The 24,535-nt window shown below is 56.8% G+C and carries 23 protein-coding genes and 7 pseudogenes; 12 read left to right on the top strand and 18 right to left on the bottom strand.

Going from position 1 to position 24,535, the window contains the following annotated elements; genetic code table 11:
- The first annotated feature begins 31 nt into the window (after window positions 1-31).
- On the top strand, window positions 32-1,057 hold the full coding sequence (locus QD357_RS29765) for a LysR family transcriptional regulator (RefSeq protein ID WP_414125685.1): 1,026 nt from the start codon (window positions 32-34) through the stop codon (window positions 1,055-1,057).
- A gap of 425 nt (window positions 1,058-1,482) precedes the next feature.
- On the top strand, window positions 1,483-1,869 hold the full coding sequence (locus QD357_RS29770) for a hypothetical protein (protein WP_414125686.1): 387 nt from the start codon (window positions 1,483-1,485) through the stop codon (window positions 1,867-1,869).
- A 275-nt stretch (window positions 1,870-2,144) separates the two neighbouring features.
- On the opposite strand, the gene QD357_RS29775 is transcribed toward QD357_RS29770, so the two are convergent.
- From QD357_RS29775 to QD357_RS29785, 3 genes are all read right to left on the bottom strand, one after another.
- Window positions 2,145-2,342, bottom strand: a complete 198-nt coding sequence (locus QD357_RS29775) for a hypothetical protein (protein WP_183940961.1) — start codon at window positions 2,340-2,342, stop codon at window positions 2,145-2,147.
- Window positions 2,343-2,553: 211 nt separating this feature from the next.
- On the bottom strand, window positions 2,554-2,715 hold the full coding sequence (locus QD357_RS29780; RefSeq protein ID WP_414125687.1) for an FCD domain-containing protein: 162 nt from the start codon (window positions 2,713-2,715) through the stop codon (window positions 2,554-2,556).
- A 423-nt stretch (window positions 2,716-3,138) separates the two neighbouring features.
- Entirely contained in the window at window positions 3,139-4,020 is an 882-nt protein-coding gene (locus QD357_RS29785; RefSeq protein ID WP_414125688.1) for an AraC family transcriptional regulator, read from the bottom strand.
- Between the two features lie 133 nt (window positions 4,021-4,153).
- Between QD357_RS29785 and QD357_RS29790 the strand changes: the two genes are divergently transcribed.
- Window positions 4,154-5,098, top strand: a complete 945-nt coding sequence (locus QD357_RS29790) for an aldo/keto reductase (protein WP_414125689.1) — start codon at window positions 4,154-4,156, stop codon at window positions 5,096-5,098.
- A 1,031-nt stretch (window positions 5,099-6,129) separates the two neighbouring features.
- Window positions 6,130-6,624: pseudogene (locus tag QD357_RS29795) on the top strand (GNAT family N-acetyltransferase).
- 548 nt (window positions 6,625-7,172) lie between these two features.
- Here the strand turns inward: QD357_RS29795 and QD357_RS29800 are convergent.
- The 5 genes and pseudogenes from QD357_RS29800 to QD357_RS29820 form a co-directional block, all read right to left on the bottom strand.
- The gene (locus QD357_RS29800; RefSeq protein ID WP_414125690.1) at window positions 7,173-7,649 is read right to left on the bottom strand and encodes a chemotaxis protein CheW; all 477 of its coding nucleotides are present in this window, start codon (window positions 7,647-7,649) and stop codon (window positions 7,173-7,175) included.
- Window positions 7,649-9,023 (bottom strand): annotated as a pseudogene (locus QD357_RS29805) (methyl-accepting chemotaxis protein); the annotation flags it as partial. The pseudogene QD357_RS29805 and the gene QD357_RS29800, both read right to left, overlap by 1 nt.
- Window positions 9,024-9,182: 159 nt before the next feature.
- Window positions 9,183-9,508 (bottom strand): annotated as a pseudogene (locus tag QD357_RS29810) (CHASE3 domain-containing protein); the annotation flags it as partial.
- A 392-nt stretch (window positions 9,509-9,900) separates the two neighbouring features.
- Window positions 9,901-10,071 carry a hypothetical protein gene (locus QD357_RS29815; protein ID WP_183940967.1) on the bottom strand — a complete coding sequence of 57 codons (171 nt, stop codon included), beginning with the start codon at window positions 10,069-10,071 and terminating at the stop codon, window positions 9,901-9,903.
- Between the two features lie 535 nt (window positions 10,072-10,606).
- Window positions 10,607-11,686 (bottom strand): sensor histidine kinase, encoded by a 1,080-nt coding sequence (locus QD357_RS29820; RefSeq protein ID WP_414125691.1) that lies wholly within the window; start codon window positions 11,684-11,686, stop codon window positions 10,607-10,609.
- Window positions 11,687-12,088: 402 nt separating this feature from the next.
- On the opposite strand from QD357_RS29820, the gene QD357_RS29825 reads away from it, so the two are divergent.
- Window positions 12,089-12,475, top strand: a complete 387-nt coding sequence (locus QD357_RS29825) for a response regulator (protein WP_414125692.1) — start codon at window positions 12,089-12,091, stop codon at window positions 12,473-12,475.
- Window positions 12,476-12,622: 147 nt separating this feature from the next.
- On the opposite strand, the gene QD357_RS29830 is transcribed toward QD357_RS29825, so the two are convergent.
- The 4 genes from QD357_RS29830 to QD357_RS29845 form a co-directional block, all read right to left on the bottom strand.
- The gene (locus QD357_RS29830) at window positions 12,623-12,877 is read right to left on the bottom strand and encodes a hypothetical protein (protein ID WP_414125693.1); all 255 of its coding nucleotides are present in this window, start codon (window positions 12,875-12,877) and stop codon (window positions 12,623-12,625) included.
- A 229-nt stretch (window positions 12,878-13,106) separates the two neighbouring features.
- A complete protein-coding gene (locus tag QD357_RS29835) occupies window positions 13,107-13,397 on the bottom strand; it encodes a CopG family transcriptional regulator (protein WP_414125694.1) in 291 nt (96 codons plus the stop codon).
- 368 nt (window positions 13,398-13,765) lie between these two features.
- Complete coding sequence (locus QD357_RS29840; RefSeq protein ID WP_183940971.1) at window positions 13,766-14,041, bottom strand: Atu4866 domain-containing protein; 276 nt, start codon at window positions 14,039-14,041, stop codon at window positions 13,766-13,768.
- Window positions 14,042-14,178: 137 nt separating this feature from the next.
- A complete protein-coding gene (locus QD357_RS29845) occupies window positions 14,179-14,901 on the bottom strand; it encodes an SDR family oxidoreductase (protein WP_183940973.1) in 723 nt (240 codons plus the stop codon).
- A gap of 102 nt (window positions 14,902-15,003) precedes the next feature.
- Here QD357_RS29845 and QD357_RS29850 point away from each other — a divergent pair, with 102 nt between their 5' ends.
- The 7 genes and pseudogenes from QD357_RS29850 to QD357_RS29880 all read left to right on the top strand — a co-directional run bounded on the left by QD357_RS29850 (window position 15,004) and on the right by QD357_RS29880 (window position 20,921).
- The gene (locus tag QD357_RS29850; protein ID WP_414125695.1) at window positions 15,004-15,894 is read left to right on the top strand and encodes a LysR substrate-binding domain-containing protein; all 891 of its coding nucleotides are present in this window, start codon (window positions 15,004-15,006) and stop codon (window positions 15,892-15,894) included.
- Between the two features lie 254 nt (window positions 15,895-16,148).
- A pseudogene (locus QD357_RS29855) lies at window positions 16,149-16,247 on the top strand (VapC toxin family PIN domain ribonuclease); the annotation flags it as partial.
- A 642-nt stretch (window positions 16,248-16,889) separates the two neighbouring features.
- Window positions 16,890-17,225 (top strand): annotated as a pseudogene (locus QD357_RS29860) (group II intron reverse transcriptase/maturase); the annotation flags it as partial.
- A 504-nt stretch (window positions 17,226-17,729) separates the two neighbouring features.
- Entirely contained in the window at window positions 17,730-18,983 is a 1,254-nt protein-coding gene (locus QD357_RS29865) for an ATP-binding protein (protein WP_414125696.1), read from the top strand.
- Between the two features lie 7 nt (window positions 18,984-18,990).
- Window positions 18,991-19,517 (top strand): annotated as a pseudogene (locus tag QD357_RS29870) (aldehyde dehydrogenase family protein).
- A gap of 361 nt (window positions 19,518-19,878) precedes the next feature.
- On the top strand, window positions 19,879-20,331 hold the full coding sequence (locus QD357_RS29875; RefSeq protein ID WP_183941059.1) for a transposase: 453 nt from the start codon (window positions 19,879-19,881) through the stop codon (window positions 20,329-20,331).
- A gap of 26 nt (window positions 20,332-20,357) precedes the next feature.
- Entirely contained in the window at window positions 20,358-20,921 is a 564-nt protein-coding gene (locus QD357_RS29880; protein WP_414125697.1) for a hypothetical protein, read from the top strand.
- On the opposite strand, the gene QD357_RS29885 is transcribed toward QD357_RS29880, so the two are convergent.
- The 6 genes and pseudogenes from QD357_RS29885 to QD357_RS29910 all read right to left on the bottom strand — a co-directional run.
- On the bottom strand, window positions 20,918-21,439 hold the full coding sequence (locus tag QD357_RS29885; protein ID WP_210319028.1) for a DUF2188 domain-containing protein: 522 nt from the start codon (window positions 21,437-21,439) through the stop codon (window positions 20,918-20,920). The two genes, QD357_RS29880 and QD357_RS29885, sit on opposite strands and share 4 nt — an antisense overlap.
- Before the next feature lie 226 nt (window positions 21,440-21,665).
- Window positions 21,666-21,785: pseudogene (locus QD357_RS29890) on the bottom strand (HU family DNA-binding protein); the annotation flags it as partial.
- A 992-nt stretch (window positions 21,786-22,777) separates the two neighbouring features.
- On the bottom strand, window positions 22,778-23,347 hold the full coding sequence (locus QD357_RS29895) for a type II toxin-antitoxin system VapC family toxin (RefSeq protein WP_414125698.1): 570 nt from the start codon (window positions 23,345-23,347) through the stop codon (window positions 22,778-22,780).
- Window position 23,348: 1 nt separating this feature from the next.
- A complete protein-coding gene (locus QD357_RS29900; RefSeq protein ID WP_246451661.1) occupies window positions 23,349-23,690 on the bottom strand; it encodes a hypothetical protein in 342 nt (113 codons plus the stop codon).
- A gap of 67 nt (window positions 23,691-23,757) precedes the next feature.
- Complete coding sequence (locus QD357_RS29905) at window positions 23,758-24,294, bottom strand: TniQ family protein (RefSeq protein WP_414125699.1); 537 nt, start codon at window positions 24,292-24,294, stop codon at window positions 23,758-23,760.
- On the bottom strand, window positions 24,291-24,535 hold a 245-nt coding region (locus QD357_RS29910), incomplete at its 5' end, for a hypothetical protein (RefSeq protein WP_414125700.1). The genes QD357_RS29910 and QD357_RS29905, both read right to left, overlap by 4 nt.

Below are 24,535 nucleotides of genomic sequence, written 5' to 3' on the forward strand. Positions count from 1 at the left end.
CGTTGTCGAATGAAACGAAAGCGCTTTCGTCTTGCAGTTCTTAGCATCTGGACCATTATTGGAAAAATCGTTTGATTATATAGAAGCTATCGGTGAAATGAATTTTGCGACCTTTGATCTCAATCTGATGCGGGTACTTGACGCGTTGTTGCGGGAAGGGTCGACCGTGAAGGCCGGCCAAAAGCTTGGAATATCGCAGTCGGCCGTTTCCGGCGCACTTTCCAGACTGCGTTATGCGCTCGATGATCAGTTGTTCGTTCGTCACGGCCAAGGTCTGCGTCCCACGGATTATGCGAGAAGTTTGGCCATGCCTCTTCGCGAGACGCTCGACAGAATGGAGGCGATGTTGAGTACCACCTCCTTTGATCCCAGGAGCGCCAGCATCACTCTTAAGCTCGCAGGCAGCGATTTTTTTGCCGAGATGCTGATGCCACGGCTGGCGCGAGAAATTCACGAACGTGCACCGGGTATTCGGGTACAATTGGTCGACCTCGTCCCAAACAGCTACATCGACTCTCTTGAACGGTATGAAGCCGACATGGCTCTCATTCCTGATGCAGAATTCCCAGACTGGATCGACCGAAGTCCACTATTCCGATCGTCCTTCACAACTATCGCCCGCAGAGGAAACGCCTCAATAGAAGCGGCCGGAATAAAGCTCGGCGAAACCTTGCCCATCGATCTGTTCTGCGATCTCGGACATATCCTCTTCTCGCCCGAAGGAAAAACGAAGGCCATGGGTGATGCGGCATTGGCCAAGATCGGACGCTCCCGGAAGGTAGTGATGACGGTTCCCGTTTTCTTCGGCGTCTGCCGGGCTGTGAGCGAGAGCGATCATATTGCACTCGTCCCGCGCCAACTGGCAGAGCGGTTGGCCGATCTTTTCGGGCTCTCCCTTTATACACCGCCTATGCCGCTTCCGCCGGCGCTTATTGTCGGTGTGTGGCACAAGCGCTCTACCGGGAACCCGGCTCATCGCTGGATCCGTAACCTGATCGCAGAGATATTGCTGCCGCTTAATGTCGGGGAGCAACCTCTACCAAACGAAACGCGTTGAGGGTGCTTTCCGCTGCCAATCAGCGCCGTGGTGGGCACCGCGTAAATCCGACAGTTCGGAACCGGAAGACGCGTCAAATTACAAACTGAAGAAGCTGCGAAAGGTCGGAGGCAGAACTTGATTCACTGGTGGAACTGAGGGCCACCAGCCGACTTGCCATACTCACTCCGCCAAAGCCTAGATAGACCACCGCGGCTTACGGCACCGTCACCAACTGAGTGCACAGATCACACGTTCAAAACCCCKACCGGATTCAATTTAATCATTCAAAACCCGCGTAGTTGGAATCCTCTCGCCAGAGGAAAGGCGGCACATGGCCCGACTTAACGGCGAGGAATCTTGGGTAGCGCCTACTCCATTCAGCCCGCAGGATCGATCCTATTTGCCGAATGGAGTGGAAAGTCGAACGTTACTAAAATGTGCGTATGAAGAAGCTGCGGATCAATTTCGTCCAGATGCTCCTCATGGTCGTCGGCTTTCTGGCGACTTTGGCCGTCGCCGTGAACATCCCAGATGTGCCGTCGGGTACGGGGCATGATGAACTGTACGGGATGGTGATTTCGATCACCTTGCCCGACAGGGTTGGTGATTGCGCCGGCATCGACCACGACATCGGAAGCAAGCAGAAGCACCTGCCAACCAAGCGCCACAAATGCTGCCACGTCGCCTGTGCTGTTTATGGCTTTGTCGGCTCGCTGTATCTCGCGCCACAACCCAGGAACGGGCACCCCTTTTTCGCGTCGCGACAGCCGATGCCTTCTCCATCCGACCCGCGAGACATTCAGCACCCCCCGAATACCGCAGTGGTCTGAGCCCACAAAGCGCCTTGGCGATCGGCGGGTCTTCTCGCTGAGCCCCTCTTGTTTCAGATTATAGCTGAAGGCGCTACCAAGTCGCCCTGGGCCGTAATTTCCTGTTCCGATCCAACTCGAACCCTCTTTGTCTGTCCGAGCTCCCATGATCGGCGGCACGTTCGAAGGAGTTTTCGATGCTTATTAGCGTGACTGCTATCAACACCCTCTGCCAAGTTCCCCGTCGCCTTTGTCGAGTATTCTGGGCGTCGATCCCGAGTTCGATATGGCGCACATCATTCAATTTCGGCATCGCAGAAATATACCGAAGGACCACCACGAGTAGTATCCGAGTTCAGCGCCGTTACGCCTATTTCATGTGCGACCCGCCCAGGTTGTTGCTCATCAAAACGCTCCCATATCCGCTCAATGGCAGCGTCAAATGCAAAATCGACTCCGCCGTCGAGCCGCGGCACGATGAGGCGTGCGATCACGGCTGGATCCCAGTGGTGGATCCGATGCGGCCGCAGGATGCCTTCACCACCTGCCGCAAGTGTGGAGTAAGACGATAAGGGTTTTCCGATGGGCGACACGGGCTTCTGCGGCAAACCTCGTGCAGGTGCAGATCCTCATGCTCGGCCGTCTGCCCCGGCGATGCCCTTCTAGGCAGCCATGCTTGTCGTGTTCTGGCGAGAGTTCCGGAAATTACCTCATTGCGACGTGAAGGGTCCGCAGTGAGAGATTGTGGTAATCGTCGAGCGTGTCGAAGAGATAGCGGTTCTTGGCGCTTCGATAGATGAAGCGGTGAATGCGCCGGTCGAGCGCGAGCAGGGCGTCGAGGTCCGAGGACAGGGACAGGGCTTTCAATGCTTCGATCAGCTTGCCGGCTTCCAGACGTTCCGGCTCGCATGCGTTCTGCCGCTAATCGGGTCGCCCAGGATTCGATCCTTGCCCGGGCTTCATAGATGGCCGTCAGGTCGCTAATGTCGATCCTGCTGACGAATGTGCCGCGACGCGCGTTGACATCCACAAAGCCATCACGCTGAAGGCAGGAACGCCTCTCGCACAGGCGTGCGGCCGACGTCCAGTCGGCTGCAAGGGGGCGTGAAGGAATGGCGTCGAAATAAAGCCCATGCCATGATCTTCGGCGCGAATTCTCAAACAGGTCAACTCTCGGCGACTCGAATGCTTGCAGCAGAAAGGAGCAATCTTGTGAGGCAATGATCCAAAAGATCAGGAACATTCACAAATGAGGCAATACCGCGTCTTAACCTGATCGTCGCGCTATACCTAAGGTCCGAGATTGACAGCATTCTGCAATTTCCCGGCGTCCTTGCGTGGTGGTGCGCCGAACAGCCTCTTGTATTCGCGACTGAACTGCGAAACGCTCTCGTAGCCAACCGCGTACGCCACGCTCGCGGCTTCCGAGCGATCGGCGATGAGGCGCCGACGTGCTTCATGCAGTCGAATTTGCTTCTGGTACTGAAGCGGACTCAATCCGCTGATCGCCTTGAAGCGGCGATGGAACACCGACACGCTCATGCCGGCCACCATGGCCATAGCTTCAATGCTCAGATGCTCCGTGTAGCGCTTCCGAATCCAAGCCATGGATCTGCGGACATGCGACAGGTGACCGCTGGTGCCGGCAATCTGCCTGAGGAGCGGGCCCTGTGGCCCCATGAGGAGGCGGAACATCAGTTCATGCTCCCTGTGATGCGCCATGACCGGGATTTCAGCTGGATGGTCGAGCAGTTCCGCGAAGCGCCGCCACGCCTCGATCAATGCCGGCCCAGCGGGGCTATATCCGAACCCTTTATCCAGTGGTGGTGCCGGCATGCCGCCCATCTCCTGGAGCAGCGCCGAAATGACGTCCGGATCGATGGAAAGGTTGAGCGCAATATAGGGCCGCTCCGGTGAAGCCTCGCTGATCTGCCCCATGGCAGCAAGTTCGGCTGCAACCACCATGCAATCGCCAGCACCATAATCTAGCACCTGGTCGCCGATGAAGACCTGCTTGGAGCCTTGCAGCACGAAGCAGACTACGGGATCGTAGACTAGCCATCCGGGCTCGGAGGGTCGGTCGAAGGTGCTGATTCTGACCCGCGGCAAAATGGGTTGCGACTCGCCGATATGGCGCAGAACAAGGGCTTGGAGTTGAGCAAGATCGGTCATGAGACCATTTGCTGCCGTGCGCCTGGAAACGTCAAGCGATCGGCAGGATTAGGCAAGCAATCAGCAGAATCGAGCATCGTCTCGCTGACACGCGACAGTCACATTGGGGTATCGCATACGGAGGGATATTACAATGCAGCAACGCAAGCTTGGGCGGCACGGCCTTACGGTCGGCGCCATCGGTTACGGTGCCATGGGTACCGCCATCGGTTACGGCCCCAGCGACGACCAGGAATCGATCAATGCGATCCGCCGCGCCCATGAACTCGGCGTCACCCACTTCGACACCGCCCGCATGTACGGCTGGGGTGAAGGTGAGAAGCTGCTTGGTGTTGCCCTGCGGCCAATTCGCGATCAGGTGACGATCGCAACGAAGTTCGGTCTGACTGAAAGCTACGCCCCCGACTCCCGGCCGGAGACCATCCGCCGGATCGTGCACTCCAGCCTAAAGAATCTGAACGTCGAGACAATCGATCTGCTCTACCAGCACATCCCCGACCCCAACGTCCCGATCGAAGACGTAGTGGGCGTGATGCAGGAGTTTGTCCAGGCCGGCAAGGTGAAATATCTCGGTCTCTCCAACTCGGACGAGGACACCATCAGTCGCGCCAGTGCCGTCGCCCCGATCTCAGTTCAGCAATATCAGTATTCTATCTTCGCCCGGGAGGTGGAGTCGCTCCTGCCTGTCCTTGAAGAACTGGGCATCGGCCTGGTTGCCTATTCGCCGCTGGCGCGTGGCTTCCTTACCGGGGGTGTCAAGTCTCGCGACCAGTACAGCGCCGATGATTTTCGGCAGAATCTCGGATGGTGGGCACCGGGGAATTTCGCCAAGAACGTGGAGATCGCGGAGGAGCTTCACTCACTCGCCATGGCCAAAGGTGTCAACCTCTCCCAGCTTGCGTTGGCTTGGCTATTGGCACGAAAGGACTACATCGTCCCGATACCAGGCTCTCGTAACTCTCAACGTGTGGCGGAGAACATTGCTGCTGCCGAACTCGTACTCACCGATGCGGACCTCAAACGGATTGATGAGATCGCTCCTAAGGGAGGAATTGGCGGACTAGTCTGGGGTGAATAATATTCATGTTAGTCGATTTGTGATGGGGTGAGCTCGCCAATATCCTCGAAGCGAGCGCAAATGCGGCATAGCTGGAAGCACCTCTACGTCATCCATTGTGGAAACAGCGGAAGTAAGACAGACGAGCTGGAGCCCAATTAAGATCTCCGATTGTCCTTCGCTACGAGGTTGGCAATTTTGGCGACCTCTCGCTGTTCCTATCACGTCGTGGCAAAGAAATTGTTTGCTGCCGCCAGAAAACCTCCTTCTTGTCAAAGCCCAGGGCCAGCTTAGAAGGTCTACACATGCGGCAAAACCACTCCGGCGGGCTCAAAGGCAAGGTCGAACTCTCCGCCGCGATCCCGTTCGATGCAGCTTGCCATCGGCCGGCTGCCGATCCGGCGGCGTGTGCGCCGAGGTACGGGTGGGCCTCTGTACGGGGTCGAGTTTGAGGGAATATCGATCGAAACGGACCCGATTACTTGCGTCACCGACACGAGGCAGCACATCCGCCGGTCGCGTCAAGACGTGCTAAGATGAAACAAACTAACAGGGAACAAAGGTGTCCATAAGAGGACCAGACAAACACGAGGCCTCCAAGTCTTACAGACGGAGTGAGACTTAAAATCCTATTACCGGGCTTTGTTGAATAGATCTCGGGGCGAGCCTTCGCTGATAAGCGCATTGAGCATGGAGCCGGCCGCGCGCCGCTCTAGGCCCGTAAGGACGATCCTCTTGAACTCAGCGGGCTTGCCGCTGCTAGTGTCCCAGACCGACCAAAGCTTGTGTCGTTCAGGGCGCAGGATGTAGCGAACCGTGATTGGAGATTCCATTTTCGTATCCTTGATCGGATCGCTGATGGCTTCCGGCAAACTTTCAAGCGGAAGGGATCAGCTTTCCCGATCGGGTTTCTTTCTTGCTCTCATAGCAAAAACCCAACGTCCTTGCCCTTGAGATGTTCCCATACAACTTTGAAGCGCCCGATGAACATAGTTGAGCGAAGGCCATGACCCTCCGAGGAGGTTTATGGCCAAAGCGCGGTGGGATGAGGCGTGACCCTCAACGCACCGGCACCACTTGCGACCATCACGAACTGGCTGAATTCAATTCCAGCATTCCTGAATTGGATGACTGGCTGCGTCGTCGCGCCCGCGCTAATCAGGCAGGCGGCGCATCCCGCACCTTCGTCGTGTGCGAGGGCGAGCGTGTCACCGCCTACTATGCGCTTGCCTTCCGCAGCGAAGCTGCCGGAAGCAATGGGCCGTTTCCGCCGCAACATGCCCGACCGGATTCCGGTTGCCGTCCTCGGCCGGCTCGCCATCGATCAGGCCTATCACGGGCGCGGTATCGGCAGGGCACTGGTGCGCGACGCGGGCCTACGCCTGCTCAATGCCGCTGAAGTTCTCGGTATCCGCGGCGTACTGGTGCATGCGCTCTCTGAAAATGTGCGAGCGTTCTATGAGGCGGTCGGTTTCCTGCCTTCGCCGTCCGGCCTGATGATGCTAATAGCTGGACTGCATGATCTCAACGGCGCGCTGAATTCCTGACCCGTCAGCTCGCTCTCACATTGGGGCCGATCTTGGTGTGAAGCGTCAGGAAAGCCGCTGCGCTTCTTCACGTCGGAAGCAAGGCTTGCCGACTGTTATGCCTATGGTTTGCCGTATCCTGACAACTATTATTGACGATTCATCTTCATGAAAATTGGGCCGCCTTTGGGGGGATGGGCGACCCAGTCCGGCTGCAGGAGCAGCCACGTAGGCGGAAAGGAATGCCTACGATTGGATGATATCACTCGATATTTTAGCTTCAACGAATATTTCGAATTAATTTATTGAACTTCTTAGCTAAACAAGGGCAAATTGGAGGATATGTGATCGAAGCACCAGGTTTGGCCAAGGCCGGCTGAATGCGGCCGAGTGGCCGGTGCACACGAATAGCGGCTTTCTCAAGCGGCTTCGATCAGAGCGACGCTGCCCTTGCCCTGCGATGTACGCCCGCCGCCCACTTATGTACAACCTCGACCCGTCCCGGACATAGGTTCGTCGCTCATCTCGCGACGAACCGAGGAGACATCCAGCGTGTGGTGCACGTTGAGCTAGGCCGCCGCAACCGGCCCTTCAATGTCCTCGAACATCTGATTGAGATTGAGGAAGCAGACCATTCCCTGCTCAAGCGGGATGATGCCGTAGGCGTAACTGGCATCGAAGGACCGCGCAAGAAGGGGCAATTGTTGAATGTCGCCGCTGGAAATCGACAAAATATCGGAAACCTGATCGACCACTAAGCCTACGGTACTCTTTCCGACTTCGGCAACGACGATGGCGCTGCGGCTCGCGTCGGTATGGCTGCGCATGCCGAGCTTGGCGGCCAAATCGATAATCGGGATGACCATGCCGCGAAGGTTCATCACACCGATGACCTCGGGTGGCGCATGGGGCAGCGGCGTTGCCGCTGCCCATCCCCGGATTTCCCGGATTGAAGTGGTCCTGATGCAGAATTGCTGATCGCCAGGGTGAAAGGCGATAATTTCCATGGTCTCCTGATCAGTCATCACTGTTTCTGTGCCGGTCATCAAAACTCCTCCCAGTCGCTTTTGGCGGCCAGTGCCGTGTTTCCGGCGAAGGCGCTTGAGAGCTTGCGGCCAAGTGCGCGCGCCGGCGAGGCGATCGGACGGTTGCTGGAGGTGACAGCGCGCGGCACCGATTGGCCAGCTTCGAGCTGGAAGCGGGCGATCAACCGGGCAAGGTTCGCTGCTTCATCGGCCAGCCGGTTGGTCGACGCCGTCGATTCCTCCACCATGGCCGCGTTCTGCTGCGTCGTCTGATCCATCTGGTTGACGGCCGTGCTTACCTCTGAAAGTCCCGTAGACTGTTCCTTGGCGGCGGTAGCGATCGAATGCACGTGTTCATTGATCTTGACGACATGGCCCTGGATCAGCGTCAGCGCCTCACCGGTCGCCGTCACCAGCTTGACGCCGGCTTCGACCTCGCCGCCCGAACGCGAGATCAGCGTCTTGATATCCTTGGCGGCAGTGGCGGAGCGCTGCGCCAGCTCACGGACGTCTTGAGCGACGACCGCAAATCCCTTGCCTGCCTCGTCGGCTCGGGCCGCTTCGACACCAGCGTTGAGCGCCAAGAGGTTTGTCTGGAAGGCGATTTCGTCGATGACATTGATGATCTGGCCGATTTCGCCGGAGGCCTGTTCGATGCGACCCATCGCCGAAACCGCTTCCTTGACGACGGGGCTMGATTGTTCGGTGCTGCGCCGTGCTTCATCGACCATGTGGCTGGCTTCCGTTGCCCGCTCCGTCGAACTCTTCACCGCTACCGTGATCTCTTCCAATGCCGAGGAGGTTTCCTCCAGCGATGCTGCCTGCTGCTCGGTCCGCTTGGACAGATCCCCGGACGCTGTTCTCATCTCGCCGGCGCCGCTGTTGATCGTGTCGATCGCGGCACGAACTTCGCCGAGCACCGTCCTCAGATTGGCCATCGTTGCATTGACGTTTTGCTGCAATTCGCCGAAGGCGCCCTGGAATTCGCCCTTCATGCTCTCCGTCAGATCCCCTTCCGGCAGCGCCGAGATAACCCGGCGGGTTTCAGCAACGCCGCGATCGACGGAGCTTACCAGTTCGTTCACCTGAGCGGCGAAACGGTTGAGGTCGGCATTGTCGTAATCCTTGGAAATGCGGCGGGTAAAATCGCCGGCAACCGCCGCAGAAACAACTTGCCCCATGCTTGATTGCAGAATCGGCGCTCTTGGCCTGCAGTGCCGATTCCCGCGCATTCATCTCGCGCACTTTGATGCCATTTTGCTTGAATACCTCAACCGCACGCGCCATTTCACCGAGTTCATTTCTGAGATCCGTGAATGGAACCGCGACATCGAGATTGCCGTCGGCGAGGGCGCGCATCGTGTGCGTCGTATTAGCGATTGGCGCTGCGATCCCGCGATAGAGAGCAAATCCGGCGATCAGCGCGAAAGCGGACATGCCCACGAGACCACCAATGCTAATCCAATCGGAAGAAGAGACTGCGGCCTTTCCGGCGGCGCTGCGTTCAATCATGAGAGAACGCTCCGCATCCTGAATTTCGTTGATCAGCCCACGCATGCCGTCCATATAGGTTTTGCCGGCGCCTCGTGCTTCCATCGCTCGCGCTTCCTCGACCGTCTTGGAATCCCGCGTGAGCGCGATAACTTTTTCGGCAACATCATTGCGCCAACCCAGTGCACGGTCGTTCAAAGCCGCAAGCCGCGTCTGTTGCGCCGGGTTATCGGCCGTAAGTTCCTTCACTTGCGCAAAGCTGCTTCGTAATCCTTGATGCCATTGTGATACGGCGCAAGGAAATCGTCCTTGCCTGAGACGAGATAACCGCGAACGCCGGTCTCCTGATTGACCATGCTCAGCAGGATAGTTTTGAGGGAGAGCATCATGCAAGCTCGAAGCGGCGGATCTAAAATTTGCGGAAGGAATTATTCCAGCGGTCAATACTCCCAGTAGAGTTTAGGTCCGCAGAGGTTCATCATAAGGAAGAACCTGCGCGGCAGCGGGGCTCAGGCTTTATGAACCCCCCAGATGAGAACTTTCGATCACAGTCGCCGATAGCTTCGTGGTGGAATTGGTTTCACGAAGTGCTTGCGCGCACAGCGCCTCCAGGTAGTTCGTACATGGACCAGCCGGCTGCGGAGATGAGCACAGGTGGAATCTTTGTAGATCTTCAACAGTAAGGTCCTGGCCGGCCGCATTACCACAGCACCGAAGATTTTATCGATCATCTGAATAGCGAGATCGACGTCTTGTCGGTCGGGAAGGTTGAAAGGAATGCCTACTCTAGCGCGTTTGGCCAGGGCTGCGCCGAGCCCGAGCCGAGCGCTGACCAATGCACCCGATCCGGAACTCTTGAGTGGCCTCGACTGATCCCCTCGAGGGCAACCTGCACCGTCTTGCCGAGCACACCGCAGACCGGACTCGGTTCGCCGATTTTAGCATCTGACATTGCCTCATCCTTTCGCGGTTGAAAGACTCCAAAAATACTGCGGCGCGCAAAAGTTCCATTCTCCACATCCTGGGCGCGTCGAACCTTGCCTGGCAAGAAGTTGATTAAAATGCGCCCTTAAGTAGCAAAGTTGTTGAAGAAGTTTCGAGCTAACCTGTCTTCGGAAACAAGGCAGATGCAAGTCTCGAGGACAGCATGCGAAGTGTTCTGGGTGTTTTTTCGATCGATGATAGCCTCGGTGCCACTGCGATCCTGGAAGGGAGATCAAACCTTCCAATTGGAAAAGAGCTTCGAGCCGAGATTCATGTTCCAGGTAGACCGGTTATCAAGGCTAGGGCGTATAAAGCTTGGCCCGATCCAAGGCCTTATGAGAATTACTTTTTCGTCGGGGTCAACAAAGCTGACCTGATCGATGGAGCAGCCGTAACGCTTGAGCTTTGTGGCGATTGAACGACGGCGGAATTTGGGCTGTCTACCGGGCCGAAAATAAGCAGTGATCAGCTTTCCTTTAGAGTCACTCTGCAATGACGCGTCTCTAGCTGCATTGTTTTTCCGCACCCGATTGCTGCGGAAGCCTTAGTTTTATACTAAGCCCATGCGTTTTCCAGTCGCGCGTGATTGAACCCTTGATGGTATCGATGGCCGCACGCTCAAGGCGTGACCCGAAACCGTTCGGCCCGGCGGGGACCTTAATGGGAGGTCCGCCCGTCTCCTTCCATTCCAACGAGAGACCATCTTCCTCCCGCACGTCAACTTCGATATAGCCTTCGGCTGTCGAAAGCGCTCCGTACTTTATCGAATTGGTGACGAACTCGTGAAGAAGCAACGCGAGCGGAGTAAGCAAGGAAACATCCACGGAAATGTCATCTCCTTTCACGGCAATGCGTTCATTCCCCTTGTCCTGATGAGCGGCGGAAATAGCTTCGACAAGAGCAAAAAGGCGTACCGGACCACTCGACTCCGAAACGCTGTCCGCGCCCGGCAGAGTAAGACTGTGGGCTGCGGCCAAGGCGCTGATGCGGGCGCGCAGATCGCTGGCCAAGCTTTTGACGCTTGTTGCAGTCCTTTCGCTCAAGGAAACGAGGGCATTCATGACAGCAAAGAGATTCTTTATGCGATGGTTCATTTCCCGCAGCAAAAGGTCCTGCCGCTCAACCAACCGATTTCGCTCCGAGATGTCGCGCACGATCTTAGACGCGCCGAGAATGGTGCCATCCTTGTCTCGGACAGGAGAAACGGTGAGCGAAATGTCGACCAGGGTCCCATCCTTGCGGCGCCTCACTGTCTCAAGATGTTCAATCCGCTCACCGGCTTGGATGTGGGCAATGATGGTCGCTTCTTCATGCAAAAGTTCGGGCGGAACAATGATGGTGATGGGCTGACCGACTGCTTCCGACGCGGCGAATCCGAAAACTCGTTCGGCGCTGTTGTTCCAGCTTGTGATAATGCCATCCACGGATTTGCTGATGATGGCATCTTCGGAATTTTCGACAATTGCTGCGAGCCAAGCCTCAGCCGACAATAGACCGATCGCCGGACGTCCGGTCTGGGCCTCATTGACACGAGGCTCTGAGGCAGTGCACGCGGGATCCGCGTTTTTGGGCTCTTGCGACAATTCTTCCTCCTGCTTTTTTGTTCGTTAGAGGATACGCAACTCTAATGAGCCTCAATGGCAGCCTCTCCGCAATACATTGCAGCGGCTAGCTGCTGGCCTGAAAGATCGACGGCTGCGATAGCTTATCGTACGCGTTGAATATTGGGAGTCCAGTCTAAGGCGCATAGAGGTGATCGAGCGCCGCCAATTTTACGAACCTCCATAGCTGGTGTTGCGCACGGAGCGTCTGGTATTCAAGCGAGTGACGCTGCGGAACTTTTCTATCGGCGAAGTGTTCGAGTGCTCCAGTATCCGCAACCTTTTCTTGGGCTTTGGAGTGCAGATAGGGGCCGACTGCCGGCGATCGGACCTTAGTACGAGTAGCAATTCTGACAAACTCCACAGTCCCTTTTTGAGAGAACCATGCGAATCCTTGTCGTTGAAGACGAGTTTCTTATTGCAGTTGATACCGAGTACACCTTGCGCTCATGGGGTTACGACGTCGCTGGGCCCGTCAACAACGCCGCCGATGCTCTGCGGCTTGGCGCGTACGTTGATATCGCCCTTATCGATGTTAATCTCAGCGATGGACCTACCGGCCCCGCATCGGCTGCCTATTTGAACCAAATGCACGGTGTCACCGTCATATTCACGACTGCCAATCCGGAGATGGTCGTCGCGCATCCGCATGCAATCGGTGTGCTTCCCAAGCCCATCTATGGCCCTGATCTACTCAGCGCGATCGAGTATGCCATCGCCTGCCGCAAGGGTGAAGCCGTCGTGCCACCCACCTGTCTCAAACACGCTTAAACATCAATCTCGGCGCTCTGATGCGGGATGACCTGCATCAGGCTGCGATTGGACCATATCCACGAGGAGCAACCATGGCAAAGTCGGCCCCCCAATCATTTTCTATGTGGCGAAATCTGTACGCCGGCTCCTTGGCAAAAGACCTGTTCACTTCACCCTATTAATGTTGAAGCTACTCCGTCGATTTACGAGATGCCTTGACGCGGCCATTATGGAGAGCTTGCGCAGGTTATCGATGTCGACTTCTCCGTGGCGATACATCCTGATGATGAAGGCGGCAAATTGCTTTTTCATTTCCCGATCGGCAGCGAACCAAGGTTGGCGAGAGACATAGCGATAAATGTCGCGCAACGCGGCAACTTCTCCAGGCTGGAAAATGCCTTCGTTGAGCGGATGACGCACGTTATCGTTCTCCGTCAAACAGAGCATGGGACAATAAGATTTTTTAGGAGCTCGAGCCTCCGTTCCGAGGCTTCTACAGGTGTACGACTATAGCGCGAACCGTTAGGTCCGGGCAAAGAATGAATTGGTGCGCCAAGAATCCCGGCGAGTTCCTGGGGACTGCCACACTCGATCGACAGCACGACCTGGAAATGCACTCGCATCAGGCAATCTGCGCAGGCGTCCCGCTCTACGCCTGTCTATCTACCTCGCTGTCGTCGTCGAACCGACGTGCMGGCAGATATCCGTGCGTCTCCAGCCACTCTTGGACGACGTATCGGATCATTTCGTTTCTCGTTTTGCCGACTTCGTCACCGATGCCGGCTATCGCATCTTCCATATCGCCGTCCAAAACGACCAGGGCGGAATTTCGGAGCATCGGCGCAGTTCGCCTCAACATAATCTGGAGTTCTGCGCGCGAGATATCGGCGATGTGCTTGGCGGCATCTTCAAGTAGGGCGGCGTGATCGCGCGTCGTCATCGGAACTCTCCTTCCGCCGTGCATGCCCCAAACGATGGAGGAACATATGCGCTATGAAGATTGTTCCACTGGGCCTTGCTTTAGGAAGGTATTTGGGGCCGTTGATCATCCCTTGCCTGCGACTGCGTGAAGAAACTAAATATATACAGGTCGGCGATTCGACTCCGTTCAAGGCGCTCGCCCTGGATACTGCAGAGTCGGACATTTGAGTCCCATCAAGATTGTAGCTAACGGCAGCGATCAAGGCACCTCAGATAATCGCGCGCATGAAGGCAATGGCTCATTCCAGAGGTCGGTGTCTTGTGTGGTCCAGGCAAAGTTCTCATCGCAAGCGGCGGGTGGAGGTGATAACCGTGTGCGTGCCCAAGCTAGGGTTTCTGCCTGTATAGGATCATGCTGGCATGGTGCAGCGTATCATGATCGACGAACGTGCCGTCGGCGGTGAAGCCGGTGTCGTCCCAGTAATCGATGTGGTTGCCAGTGATGGCGTACCGGCCCTGATAAGCGCTTTGGCGATTGCCGCGGGCTTCATCATAGCGGCCTGTTGGTAGGAGTTCGTGACGGATGTGGCCGTCCCCTGTAACCCATAGGCCGACATAAGGATGGTTCTGCGTTTGAGAATGGATGGTCGATTGGGCGGGCATTTCGTCCTCTGCTTTCGCGATTTAGGCCAGTGCGCGCAGAAACGTGGCAGTGGCAATAATTGTAAGCACGGTGATAGGGAGACGATTGTTCATGCTGAGCCTCCCCTGGTTTGTCTCACCGTGTTCTGCGCTGCGTATCAAAACGTTGTCCGTGTCGGGCGGACGACGATTTCGTTCACATCGACATCCTCAGGCTGTTCGATGGCAAAGCGGACGGCGCGGCCGATGGCGTCAGGGGTGAGCGAGATCGTGCGGTAGGATTTCATCGCTTCGGCCGCGACCGGATCGGTTATGGCGTCGGCAAGTTCGCTTTCTACGACACCCGGATGGATGCAGGTGACGCGCAGCCTGTCGTTCTCCTGGCGGAGCCCATCGGAAATTGCACGGACAGCGAATTTGGTCGCGCAGTAGATAGCTGCGGTCGGCGAGACCGATAGGGCGCCGATCGAAGCAATGTTGACGATATGGCCGGAACCGCGCTCGTTCATGTCCTGAAGCACGGCAGCTATACCGTAGAGCACGCCCTTGATGTTGACGTCAACCATCCTGTCCCATTCGTCCACCTTCACAGACGACATGAGCGACAGCGGCATCACGCCCGCGTTGTTGACGAGGACGTCGATGCGACCATGTTGCCTGCGTGCTGCGTCTGCAAAGGCTGCGACATCCGCACGGTCGGTCACATCGACCCTGTGGGTCCTGACCTTGCCACCGAACCGCCGGATTTCTTCCGCGACGTTTTCCAAACGGTCGGTGCGACGGGCGCCGAGCACGACGGTTGCGCCTGCCTTCGCGAGTTCGTGGGCTATGCCGACGCCGATGCCGCTGGATGCACCGGTGATGAGGACGACCTTGTCCATAACGTTTCCTTTCGCTGTTTTACGATTGCACGGAACGTAGCCATGCGACATTGTTGCGATAAGTCACCTTTTCGTTCACGCAGAGGAAAGAAAGGCTAACCAATGTTGCCGGATTTCAATGCGCTCGCGGTTTTCGCCCTTGTCGCAGAGGAACGCAGCTTTCGCGCTGCCGCAGATCGCATAGGCGTGACGCGTTCCGCCGTCAGTCAGACGATCCGTAAGCTGGAAGAGACGCTCGGTATAGCGCTCGTAAACCGCACGACCCGCAGCGTGGCGCTGACGGAAGCGGGCGAGAGGCTTTATGCTGAGGCCGCGCCGATGTTGCTTGAAATGCAAGCCGCGCTTGAGGCAGCAGCAAGCCTGGGCGGAGCGCCGCGCGGTCGGCTCACACTTGCGGTGTCGTCTATTGCCGAAAGCTTTCTGTCTGGTCCCCTGCTMACATCCTTTCTGGATCGGTACCCGGACGTGAAGATGCATATCACCGTTACCGACGAGGAATTCGATATCGTTGCTCAGGGATACGATGCCGGGGTGAGGCTGGGGGAGGTGATTGCACAAGACATGATCGCTGTGCCGGTTTCGGGTGAACAACGCCAACTGGCCGTGGCATCGCCCGCCTATCTAGAACGCCATGGAATACCTCGGCACCCAAATGAACTTGCAAACCGCCGCTGCATCGGGTGGCGCCGCTCGGCAAATGTTGCGCCGTATCGGTGGGAGTTCTCAGAGGACGGACAAGAGTTTTCGGTGGCGGTGCCGGACACGATCACCACGACCGACATGGCGTTGATGATCAAGCTCTCGGTTGCGGGTGCCGGCATCAGCTTTGGCATGGAAGACAGTTTCCGTCCGGCGATAGCACGTGGCGAACTCGTACCGGTTCTGGACGAGTTCTGCCCGCGCTTCCCTGGCTTTTATATTTATTATCCAAGCCGCCGCAACATGGCGCCGAAACTCAGAGCTCTGGTGGAGCATTTGCGCGGCATTCGCTGAGTGCAATTGATAACCAATTGGTATCATTCCCAAATCGCACTTCAACCTTGAACCCACCCCCCTACAGCTATGTGGCGGAGAAGTTGGAATGTCCGCTGTGGTGCAAAGTAGAAATGTCCGTTTGGGCGTCCACACGGCAAGCTGCCCCGATCTGAGCGGATCCGGGTTGCAAGATCAGATCGGGGCGGGTGGGGCACCCCCCTTCGGCTTTAGCTTTGAGACTATATGATCGACGCCTTACTCCGCAGCCTGCTGCCGCGACAGCGCTGGTTCACGGTTTAACGGTGGTCACACGGAATGTTCAAGATTTCGATGGTACCGGCGTGATCCTCGTCGATCCATGGCGGGAATAACATCGGGTGCGCGCTTCGCGAGCCGATGTCTTTTTCGGAGAATTCCTGGGATCGCCTCAGCCACTTTGCTAGGATACTAAGGGTCGAAGGTCGTTTCCATTCAAGAGCTTGAATGGCAAAAAAAGTTTGCGACCCCTGTTTGTGTAAGGTACCGCGAGGAGATGTCCCAGCATGGCTGCCCTCCAGATGCACGAGACAAGCTGCAGCACATGTTATTCGCGAGCGGCGAAACTAGCTAGTGCCCGTCCAAAGTGTGCTGCAGCAAGCAGGCCGGGGCAGGTAGGCATCCGGAAGATKAGCGCAAGCAAACCCTTCGATGACGCGTCGTTATCACTCTTTGATGCCACTAAAACCAAGGGCGTTTGGATCTCTTGGGACAAGTCGGTCGGGAGCCTGATGACTGGGCCGACAGTGGACGGCGTATAGGGGGCGTGAGTTGGACACAGGCTTTTGCGCGGAACTGCAGGAACCAGCTTGCTGATGCCAAGGGAGAAGTACAAGCGGCCGAAAGCCGCAAGGCGAGAGTACCGATGCAGGAGGCTGGGGCGGACCGACCCGTAGTAGTGATGAAAGCGCTGTAATGACGGTGGAGCGAAGGGGTCGGGTCAGGTGGTCGTATCTTTTGAAATAACTGGAGACAGGATGACGTCGACGGATGCGACAGACAAGCCGTTTATGATCGATAAGCGGCTGGTGTACGAAGCCTACAAAGCGGTCAAATCCAATGGTGGTGCGGCCGGCGTGGACGGGCAGACGATCGAGGCATTCGAAGCCGACCTGAGGAGGAACCTTTACAGGATCTGGAACAGGATGAGCTCGGGAAGCTACTTTCCGCCACCGGTGCGCGCCGTCCCAATTCCCAAGAAGACTGGAGGCCAGCGGATTTTGGGTGTGCCCACCGTGAGCGACAGAATCGCGCAGATGGTGGTCAAGCGGCTCATCGAACCGGAACTCGATCAGATCTTCAAACCGGACACGCGCCCGAAGAACTGCAGCGTGCGCATGGGGACTATGATTTGCTGTTCCGGCAACTTCTGGAGGCAAGCGCTTCGTATTTCAGACCTTCGCCGTGGTCGACGGTTTCTTCCCCGATAGTCCGACACAGGCTGACGGCTTGCCGACTACCGGTTCCCGCCATTCCGTGAACGATGCTGATGAGTGGATAGAGAGTGGTTTGATTCCAACACTTGGTGCCCACGTCTGACGGCCGCGATGATGTCGTCAGGGTCTGCTTTCCAGACGAACGGCTTGGGTTCTTCGTTGTGCTCTCTTTCACCGGCTACGCGTGGGAACGATAACCCGGCCCAGCCGGTCGGATCGGGGGCTACCGGCAGAACCAGTGTCGCATTTCTATCTGGCTGAACACGTCGCTCCTCTAACCAGCTTTGACATGAATGCCGCGCTTTTAACTAGCCGTAACATAGATTAAAATTAGCCAAACTTACACTTTAAATTGGCCGAGAACTCGGTTAACGATAGCCGATGACAGACTCGCCGCCACCGAAAAAGTTGATTGAACGAAAAGCCCGACCGATTGTGGAAACCGCGCTGGCTGATACACGAGTCGTGCTCATCGCCGGCCCGCGGCAAGCCGGAAAGACGACCCTCGCGCGACAGGTCTCTGGCACCGATCGTCCATTTATCACTCTCGACGATGTTGGTACGCTTAACGCAGCAAGGACCGATCCGATCGGCTTTATCCGAGGCATCAAACGGGCCGTGATCGACGAGGTGCAACGGGCGCCCGAACTGATACTGGCGATCAAGGAAAGCGTTGACCGCGATGACGAGCCCGGACGGTTCTTGCTCACGGGCTCAGCCAATCTGGCCACCGTTCCGGCGATTGCAGACTCGCTCGCCGGTMGTATGGCGGTTGTCCCATTGTTGCCATTTGCCCAATCTGAGATCCGATCCACCCCGGGTCGTCTCCTGGATCGGCTGTTCGCCGGCGAGGAGCCTTCCGCCGGGGAGGACGCCGTCATCGGCGACGACCTGCTGTTGGCGGTGCTACAGGGGGGCTATCCAGAAGCATTGCGTCGGCCGACGCCCGGCCGGCGGACTGCTTGGCTGGAAGATTACGTGAAATTGATCCTCGACCGCGACGTGCGTGATATCGCCAACATCGATCAGTTGGACCGGCTTCCGCGGCTGCTCGATGTCCTAGCGGAGCACGCCGGACAATTGGTCAATCATAGCAGTTTCGGTGCGGCGCTCGGATTGTCGAGCATCACTGCACAGAAATACGTTGCTATCCTTGAGCGCCTCTTTCTGATCAGGACACTTGTCCCGTGGTCCAACAACCGCTTGAGCCGACTCGTCAAGACACCAAAGCTTCACTTTCTGGACTCGGGGTTGCTTGCCACTTTGCGAGAGGATGAGGCGGATGTGTTGCGCGACAACAAAAGTCGTTTTGGCGCCCTGCTTGAAAGCTTCGTGGTGTCAGAACTGCTGAAGTTGGCATCCTGGTCAGACCGGCGCTTATTGTTCTCGCACTACCGGACGAGAGACCAAGATGAGGTCGATGTCATCATCGAGGATCGTCGCGGCCGGATCGTTGGGATAGAAGTAAAGGCGTCAGCAACGGTGAAATCTGACGATTTTCGCGGGTTGCGCCAGTTGCAAGATGCTGTCGGCGATCGTTTCGTGCGAGGGCTCGTCTTACATGACCACGACCGAGTGACGCCATTTGGAGAAAAGCTCCAAGCCGCCCCGCTATCTCTTCTATGGACAATGTGAACCGCAAGTGAGGAGCGTCGGGCGACTATTCGCTCATCCCAGTTCGATCTTTGATCGCCAGGAGTACCAGTACGGCAAGCCCAGTTTTGCATATCGCGAGCGCAAGGATGGCAGAGATGACCGATTGAAATCTATATGGCGGCCAATTGAAAGCGTCCATCTGCGACCGGGCTGCATTTTCCGGCCTTCCGTCCTGCTCGATCCGCCGGCGGACGCCGAGGTATCGCGGATCGCAGTCTTCGGACCGCTGACCTGTGTCTATGGCTATACCGAGGTTGACGAGGCGATCCGTATAGCCGACTCGCTGCCGTATGCATTTCAGGCGAGTGTCTTTTCCTCCGACATAGCGGTCGCTCTCAAGGCTGCAAGGATCTCGATGCATCCGCGGTGCTCGTCAACGACCACATTTCCTTTCGCACCGACTGGATGCCTTTTGCCGGACGCAGGCAGTCGGGATATGGTGTCGGGGGTATTCCATGGACGATGGAAGAGACGGCCGACGACAAGATGGTGGTATTAAACGGCGTCAGTTGATCCTGCCCTCCTGTCTTTGCCAAGTTCGATCCCATGAGCCGCTTGGTTGACGATCTGCCGATCGTGGTAGGGCGCTGTGTCCGGTCCCGGCGCCATAGTCAGCATGATGAGGCTTGGCCTACCAGAAGATCGAGAAGTGATAAAAGACACCCAAGAACAAGCTGTTCGGTGAAAAGCCGTCCCTTCACCGCCTTTAAGTAACAGAGGCGAAAGCAAAGATAAATCAGAAGCTGTGAAAGCGGCGTTGAATKACCTACCACGATTTTGAGCTTTGAGCTCGGATCGCCGATGCGGCCTTTGCTTCACTTGACTTGCGATGGGTAACAGCTGACAAGAACGTCGTCTGCTGGAGCAAACACCCATGGCTAATGAAGAACAGATTGCGACCCCTGAAACGGCAACAGTGCAAGCAATATCTGAACCCGCACCTTTGACAACGAAAGTAACCAAGCCTCGGCGGAAAAAGGCCAGCATTGAACCTCCACCTGCCGCTCGAAAAGCCTCCGCAACCAAATCGAGGCGTTTCAGCGACGAAGACAAACTCGAGATGCTCGCCCAGATCGAGGCCCAGCTAACAACGGGCACAACGCTGAAGGATGCCGTAAAGAGCCTCGGGATTTCCGATCAGACCTATTATCAGTGGAAAAAGGCAGCCAAGCCTGCAGACAAGGTCGAGGCGGCGCCTGCCGGTGAGATCGATGATCTCGCCGAATTCACAGAGCTTGAGGCGGAAAATGCCCGTCTGCGAAAGCTGCTGGCTGAGAAGCTGCGTGCCGAGAATGCGGAACTTCGCCGGCGCCTCGGGCTGAAGTGACTCGACATGGTCATGCCAAGAAGCGAATGAATCCCAAGCGCAACTTCGTCGTCGAATACAAAAGCAATCGACGGCCGCTCAAGACCCAATCCAATTCAATCTGGGGCAACACCGATCTCAAAGCGTTGGCGGAGGAGATCGAGAGTGAAACGTCGTCTACATCTGGCGCGCCGTTGGCTGTGGAAACGCGATCGGTAGGTTCCTCTGAAATTCCGATGGGACCGGCTGTATCGGTGCCAATCGTTGACGAGATTGGTCCGGCCGACAGCGATGACAAAGCCGAGCCTCCGGACGAGGTTATCGCGGAGGCGGCACGCGCGAGCGAACCGCCGGTGCTGCCKACCATCGATTTGACGCAGAATTCAAATCCTCGACGCGCTCAGCGAAAGGCTGTCCGACGGCCGAAGGGCACCGCTGCAGCAGAATTCATCGCACCGATCGCTGAAACCGCTAGACCGGATATCGTCACCGAGGACGATCTCGCCGAACTCGATGCTGAAAACAAATGGCTCAAAGCAATGTTGGCTGAGAAGCTCAGAGCTGAGAACGCCAGGCTGATGAAAATGCTTCGACGGTTTGGTGTCGCTTAGCCGGGCGTTTTTCGCGGATCATCGCCGTAGGTTCGCTCTTCACGGATCGTCCCGTCGCTCCTATGCAAAACGGCCTGAGCCAGCGCACCCTTGTTATGAGCAGCGCGGCCGGCAGCCGTTGCGGCGCCTTCGGCTTCGGCTTGCGTCTTATGGGTGGAAATGGTCTTTCCACCTGACGTKACTTTCCAGCCTTCCTGTGAGGGCGATGAATGGAAGACTTCCCGTTTTGCGATGAAGCTCACACCCTCTTTATATTGCATCGTACTAAAGTACCATGTTGACCGTTGGCGGTCGAGGCGTGACAGGAGAGAGCGAATCTGCTTCTTCCTAATGAAAGCATTTTGGAAGGCGCTAATATGGATGGAGCAGAAAACGACCTGCGTTTGATCGCCGTTATGCGGCGTTACTTCGCGATCAAACAGGAGCTTGCAGGTTTGAAGTCTTCGCTCGAGGACAAGCGAAAAGCGGCCGGAATTGCGGTCGGTGAATTTTATCACGTCCGCGCCGAAAACGAACATGCAGGCGATGTCAGTCGGACCGTCACGCTAAGACGGGAGATGGAGTTTCTGATGAGCCTCGCCGAAAGCTGGGCGAGGGGAGACATCATTCATCTCGGCCTGACAGCCGATTKACGGCAAACGCGCGGCCTTGAGGAGGCAAAAGCTGTTCGGCGGCCGAAGCAGGCACATCTGCCAATAAGCAAGAGCCAAAAGCCTTACTCGACCGAGCAAGGCTTTTCCGTTGTCACTTGTTCAGCGCATCTTTCAGCGCCTTGGCGGGCTGGAAGGTGAGCTTCTTTGCCGCTGCCACTTTGATCGTCGCGCTGGTTGCCGGATTGCGCGCTTCACGCTCCGGCGTGTCTTGTCGGGTAGGAACGACCCGTCGCCGGGTCGCTCCTCCCTAAGAACCGTACGTGCGAGTTTCCCCGCATACGGCTCAAGCCTCCGCGAAGCCCTGTGTGACCAGAGCCGCCAGTTCCAGTTGATCGGCAGAGTGTGCGGTCTCACCGGGCCGATCCGTAGTTTCCAAGGGTAGGCGAAGCATCGTCGCACCGCCTATGTTCGTCCAACGAGACTTTTGAATCGATTGGCTTCGTTCGATTCATGATGCTGATGGATCCGGCTCTCTTGCCGTTGCTTTTAACCTGCCAAGGCTAGCCAAGAGAAGCGTCGGAGCTCGCGAGCTGGCTATGCCAACAGCGACGCGAATGTGACCGACGGTACGCCGCACTTGTCGAGGATGCGCGGCAGGTCGCGCTCAGCCCATCGCGGTCCTTCCCCATGCAATGGCTCGCCACCGCGTTCTCGATGGGGCATGTCTGACCGGAAATCGCCTCTCAGCGCGGCTCGATCGGCTCCCGCAAAGGCCGGCTCGTTTTCTTCCCCTGCCGGCTTCGCCGTCATTCCTCGCGAAATCAAGAAAGCTTCGGCTTAGCCGTCCTTCACTGCGTTTCGGCCCAAGGGGTGCGAGATTGATCGTTCCCGGTGTTGGTTTCCCTTTGTCGTTGTATTCGTCTTCGTTCAGGTCAATCACCGCACTACGCCGTGGCTGACGTATGTTCCTTTCCCTTGGATATACCCCCTTGACCCAATTCTGATCAGTCTAAAGTCCAACCTGGGTCCAAACCCGGTCTGCGAACACGTTCGAATTATCCCGAGCTTTCGATCTTGAATTACCGGAAATCTAGGGCTTTAGGGAACGTGCTCGGCATAATGTCCGGCTTGGGATAAGTGCGGGATTTGCATATTGACACGCTGAAGATCAAGAGCCGGAATTTTCACGAGCCGGGTGGTTGCTGATCGTTTGAAATCACAGGCCGCCGGTTCGACTCCCTTCAAGAGCAAGAGTGAGGTTCGTCATGCAACCGCCCGATAAAGCAAAACCCTTGAGGTCGGCATCAACTGCAGCAGGTAGTCAAAATCCCTCACATTCGCCGTGAGAACAGTTAAGCCGAGCTTTTGTGCTTGGAGGAAAAGGACGCAATCGTGAAGCGCTTTCAAGCGTGCATCCTGGTGATAACCCTGAATTCGGCACAATATGCCCGAGAGCATTGCGCCGCGGCCGAGAATATCGGCATCCGGTGTGAAGATGCGATGTTCTGGCATTGCTGCGATGGTTGTTTTAATCTGCCCAATAGCACCCCTTGTTCCGGGATGCCCAGGATCCAGAACCCCGACAGTATGCATCAATTCCTGGATTGCGACCGTTGAGTGATTGACCTGACGAATGTCCAAGAGATCCGCGACAGCGTCGGGGGATCGACCCTGCATTCCATCGATGTAAACACAGGTATCCAAAAGAAGCTCGTATCCCGCTTCGGCTGCGTCCGAAAGGAAGGGGAGGTCCTCGTCCGTTCGTCGGGCGAGCGTCTTTCCCGGATCGAGGCGCGCCCATCGTAACGCAGAGTCGACATCGAAAACTGACAAGTTAGAACCCGAGCTTCAATGTGGGATCGACGGTGGCGCGCGTCTTACGAAATGTTTCGGCGAATTTATCTTCGAGAGCAACACTCGCGAGCGCAAATTCGATCAGGTCCGTATCCGTCTCGATCCCGGTGTGCTTTTTAGCCTGTTCAACCAACGCTGAGCTAATGCGGCCGCCAATGCGTTTGCTCTTTTCACCGAGTAGTCCGGAATGCTCAGCAGCTTGCATAACGGCATTAACGCGGCCTTTCACGGTCACGAATTCGCCGGCATGAGCCTTTCGCCCTGCCTTCGAAGCAACACGCGATGTTGCCCGAATGATTTTTTCCGCTGGAGTTTTCTTCATGATCACACGGCTCCCGCTGTCTAACAGAATGTAATTTTGTCTAACATACTACCAAAGGGCCAATTTATCAAGGCATTGGCGATATTCTTCTGCGGTTCGATTCCCATATGTGGACGGCCCCCGACTCGACGTGGGCGACGCGTTCCTGCAAGACGCGATCAAAGCGCGGCCACCGGCGCCCCGACGTGGTCCGCGCGTAGGCGAGGGGTTCGAGCACGCAATGATGAACCGGACAGGTCCTGAAACATTCGAGCTGCCACCATACGCGGTGGTAGGGCGTCTCGGCTACGCATTCTCGGCACTGAAGATTCCGGGCCCAACGAAACTGGCCTCGTGCGAATATCTGGCCTGCCAGGCGAACGCTTCCTTTCGCCTCGACAGGCGTCCACCACCGAAGCCGCTCCTTGTACTCTTCGGAGATAGGCAGAAGGAAGATCAGCTCGAGCAGCTCGTCTGACCGGAAGATTCGATTGATCCCGATCTCGGAGGCGTAGTTTTCTGGAAGATAGGAGCACTCGTCCATCACCAGGCGGCTGAAGTAGCTGCTCGCCGGTTCGCCGGGCAGAGGGAGAACCCGCCAGAACGTAAACGGGCGGGCGCTCATTGTAGCGGTGCCTTGTAGCCAAAATAGTCGAAGCCGTCTCCCGGACGGATCCTCGTGCGCACCGCCTCCCGAAGGTGTTCGATCAGAATGGATGCGGAACGATCATTGAGCGCAAGGTAGCCGGCGACGACGTCCAATGGAGCATGAAGTCCAAGGCGTACAACAAGCTCGCGGGCCGCGGCCCCGGCGCCGTTCCAGCGATCCTGATCTTGATGTGTCTCCCGGATAACGAGGACCAGTG

Source organism: Rhizobium sp. BR 317 (assembly GCF_047445835.1).
Taxonomy (GTDB): Bacteria; Pseudomonadota; Alphaproteobacteria; order Rhizobiales; family Rhizobiaceae; genus Rhizobium; species Rhizobium paranaense.

What these genes read in the sequence shown, in the direction of transcription:
- QD357_RS29790 (WP_414125689.1), top strand. Translation starts at nt 4,154, where the DNA reads ATGCAGCAACGCAAGCTTGGGCGGCACGGCCTTACGGTCGGCGCCATC.
- QD357_RS29825 (WP_414125692.1), top strand. Translation starts at nt 12,089, where the DNA reads ATGCGAATCCTTGTCGTTGAAGACGAGTTTCTTATTGCAGTTGATACC.
- QD357_RS29905 (WP_414125699.1), bottom strand. Translation starts at nt 24,294, where the DNA reads ATGAGCGCCCGCCCGTTTACGTTCTGGCGGGTTCTCCCTCTGCCCGGC.
- QD357_RS29900 (WP_246451661.1), bottom strand. Translation starts at nt 23,690, where the DNA reads ATGAAGAAAACTCCAGCGGAAAAAATCATTCGGGCAACATCGCGTGTT.
- QD357_RS29800 (WP_414125690.1), bottom strand. Translation starts at nt 7,649, where the DNA reads ATGACCGGCACAGAAACAGTGATGACTGATCAGGAGACCATGGAAATT.
- QD357_RS29770 (WP_414125686.1), top strand. Translation starts at nt 1,483, where the DNA reads ATGAAGAAGCTGCGGATCAATTTCGTCCAGATGCTCCTCATGGTCGTC.
- QD357_RS29875 (WP_183941059.1), top strand. Translation starts at nt 19,879, where the DNA reads ATGGCTAATGAAGAACAGATTGCGACCCCTGAAACGGCAACAGTGCAA.
- QD357_RS29815 (WP_183940967.1), bottom strand. Translation starts at nt 10,071, where the DNA reads ATGTCAGATGCTAAAATCGGCGAACCGAGTCCGGTCTGCGGTGTGCTC.
- QD357_RS29840 (WP_183940971.1), bottom strand. Translation starts at nt 14,041, where the DNA reads ATGCCCGCCCAATCGACCATCCATTCTCAAACGCAGAACCATCCTTAT.
- QD357_RS29845 (WP_183940973.1), bottom strand. Translation starts at nt 14,901, where the DNA reads ATGGACAAGGTCGTCCTCATCACCGGTGCATCCAGCGGCATCGGCGTC.
- QD357_RS29785 (WP_414125688.1), bottom strand. Translation starts at nt 4,020, where the DNA reads ATGACCGATCTTGCTCAACTCCAAGCCCTTGTTCTGCGCCATATCGGC.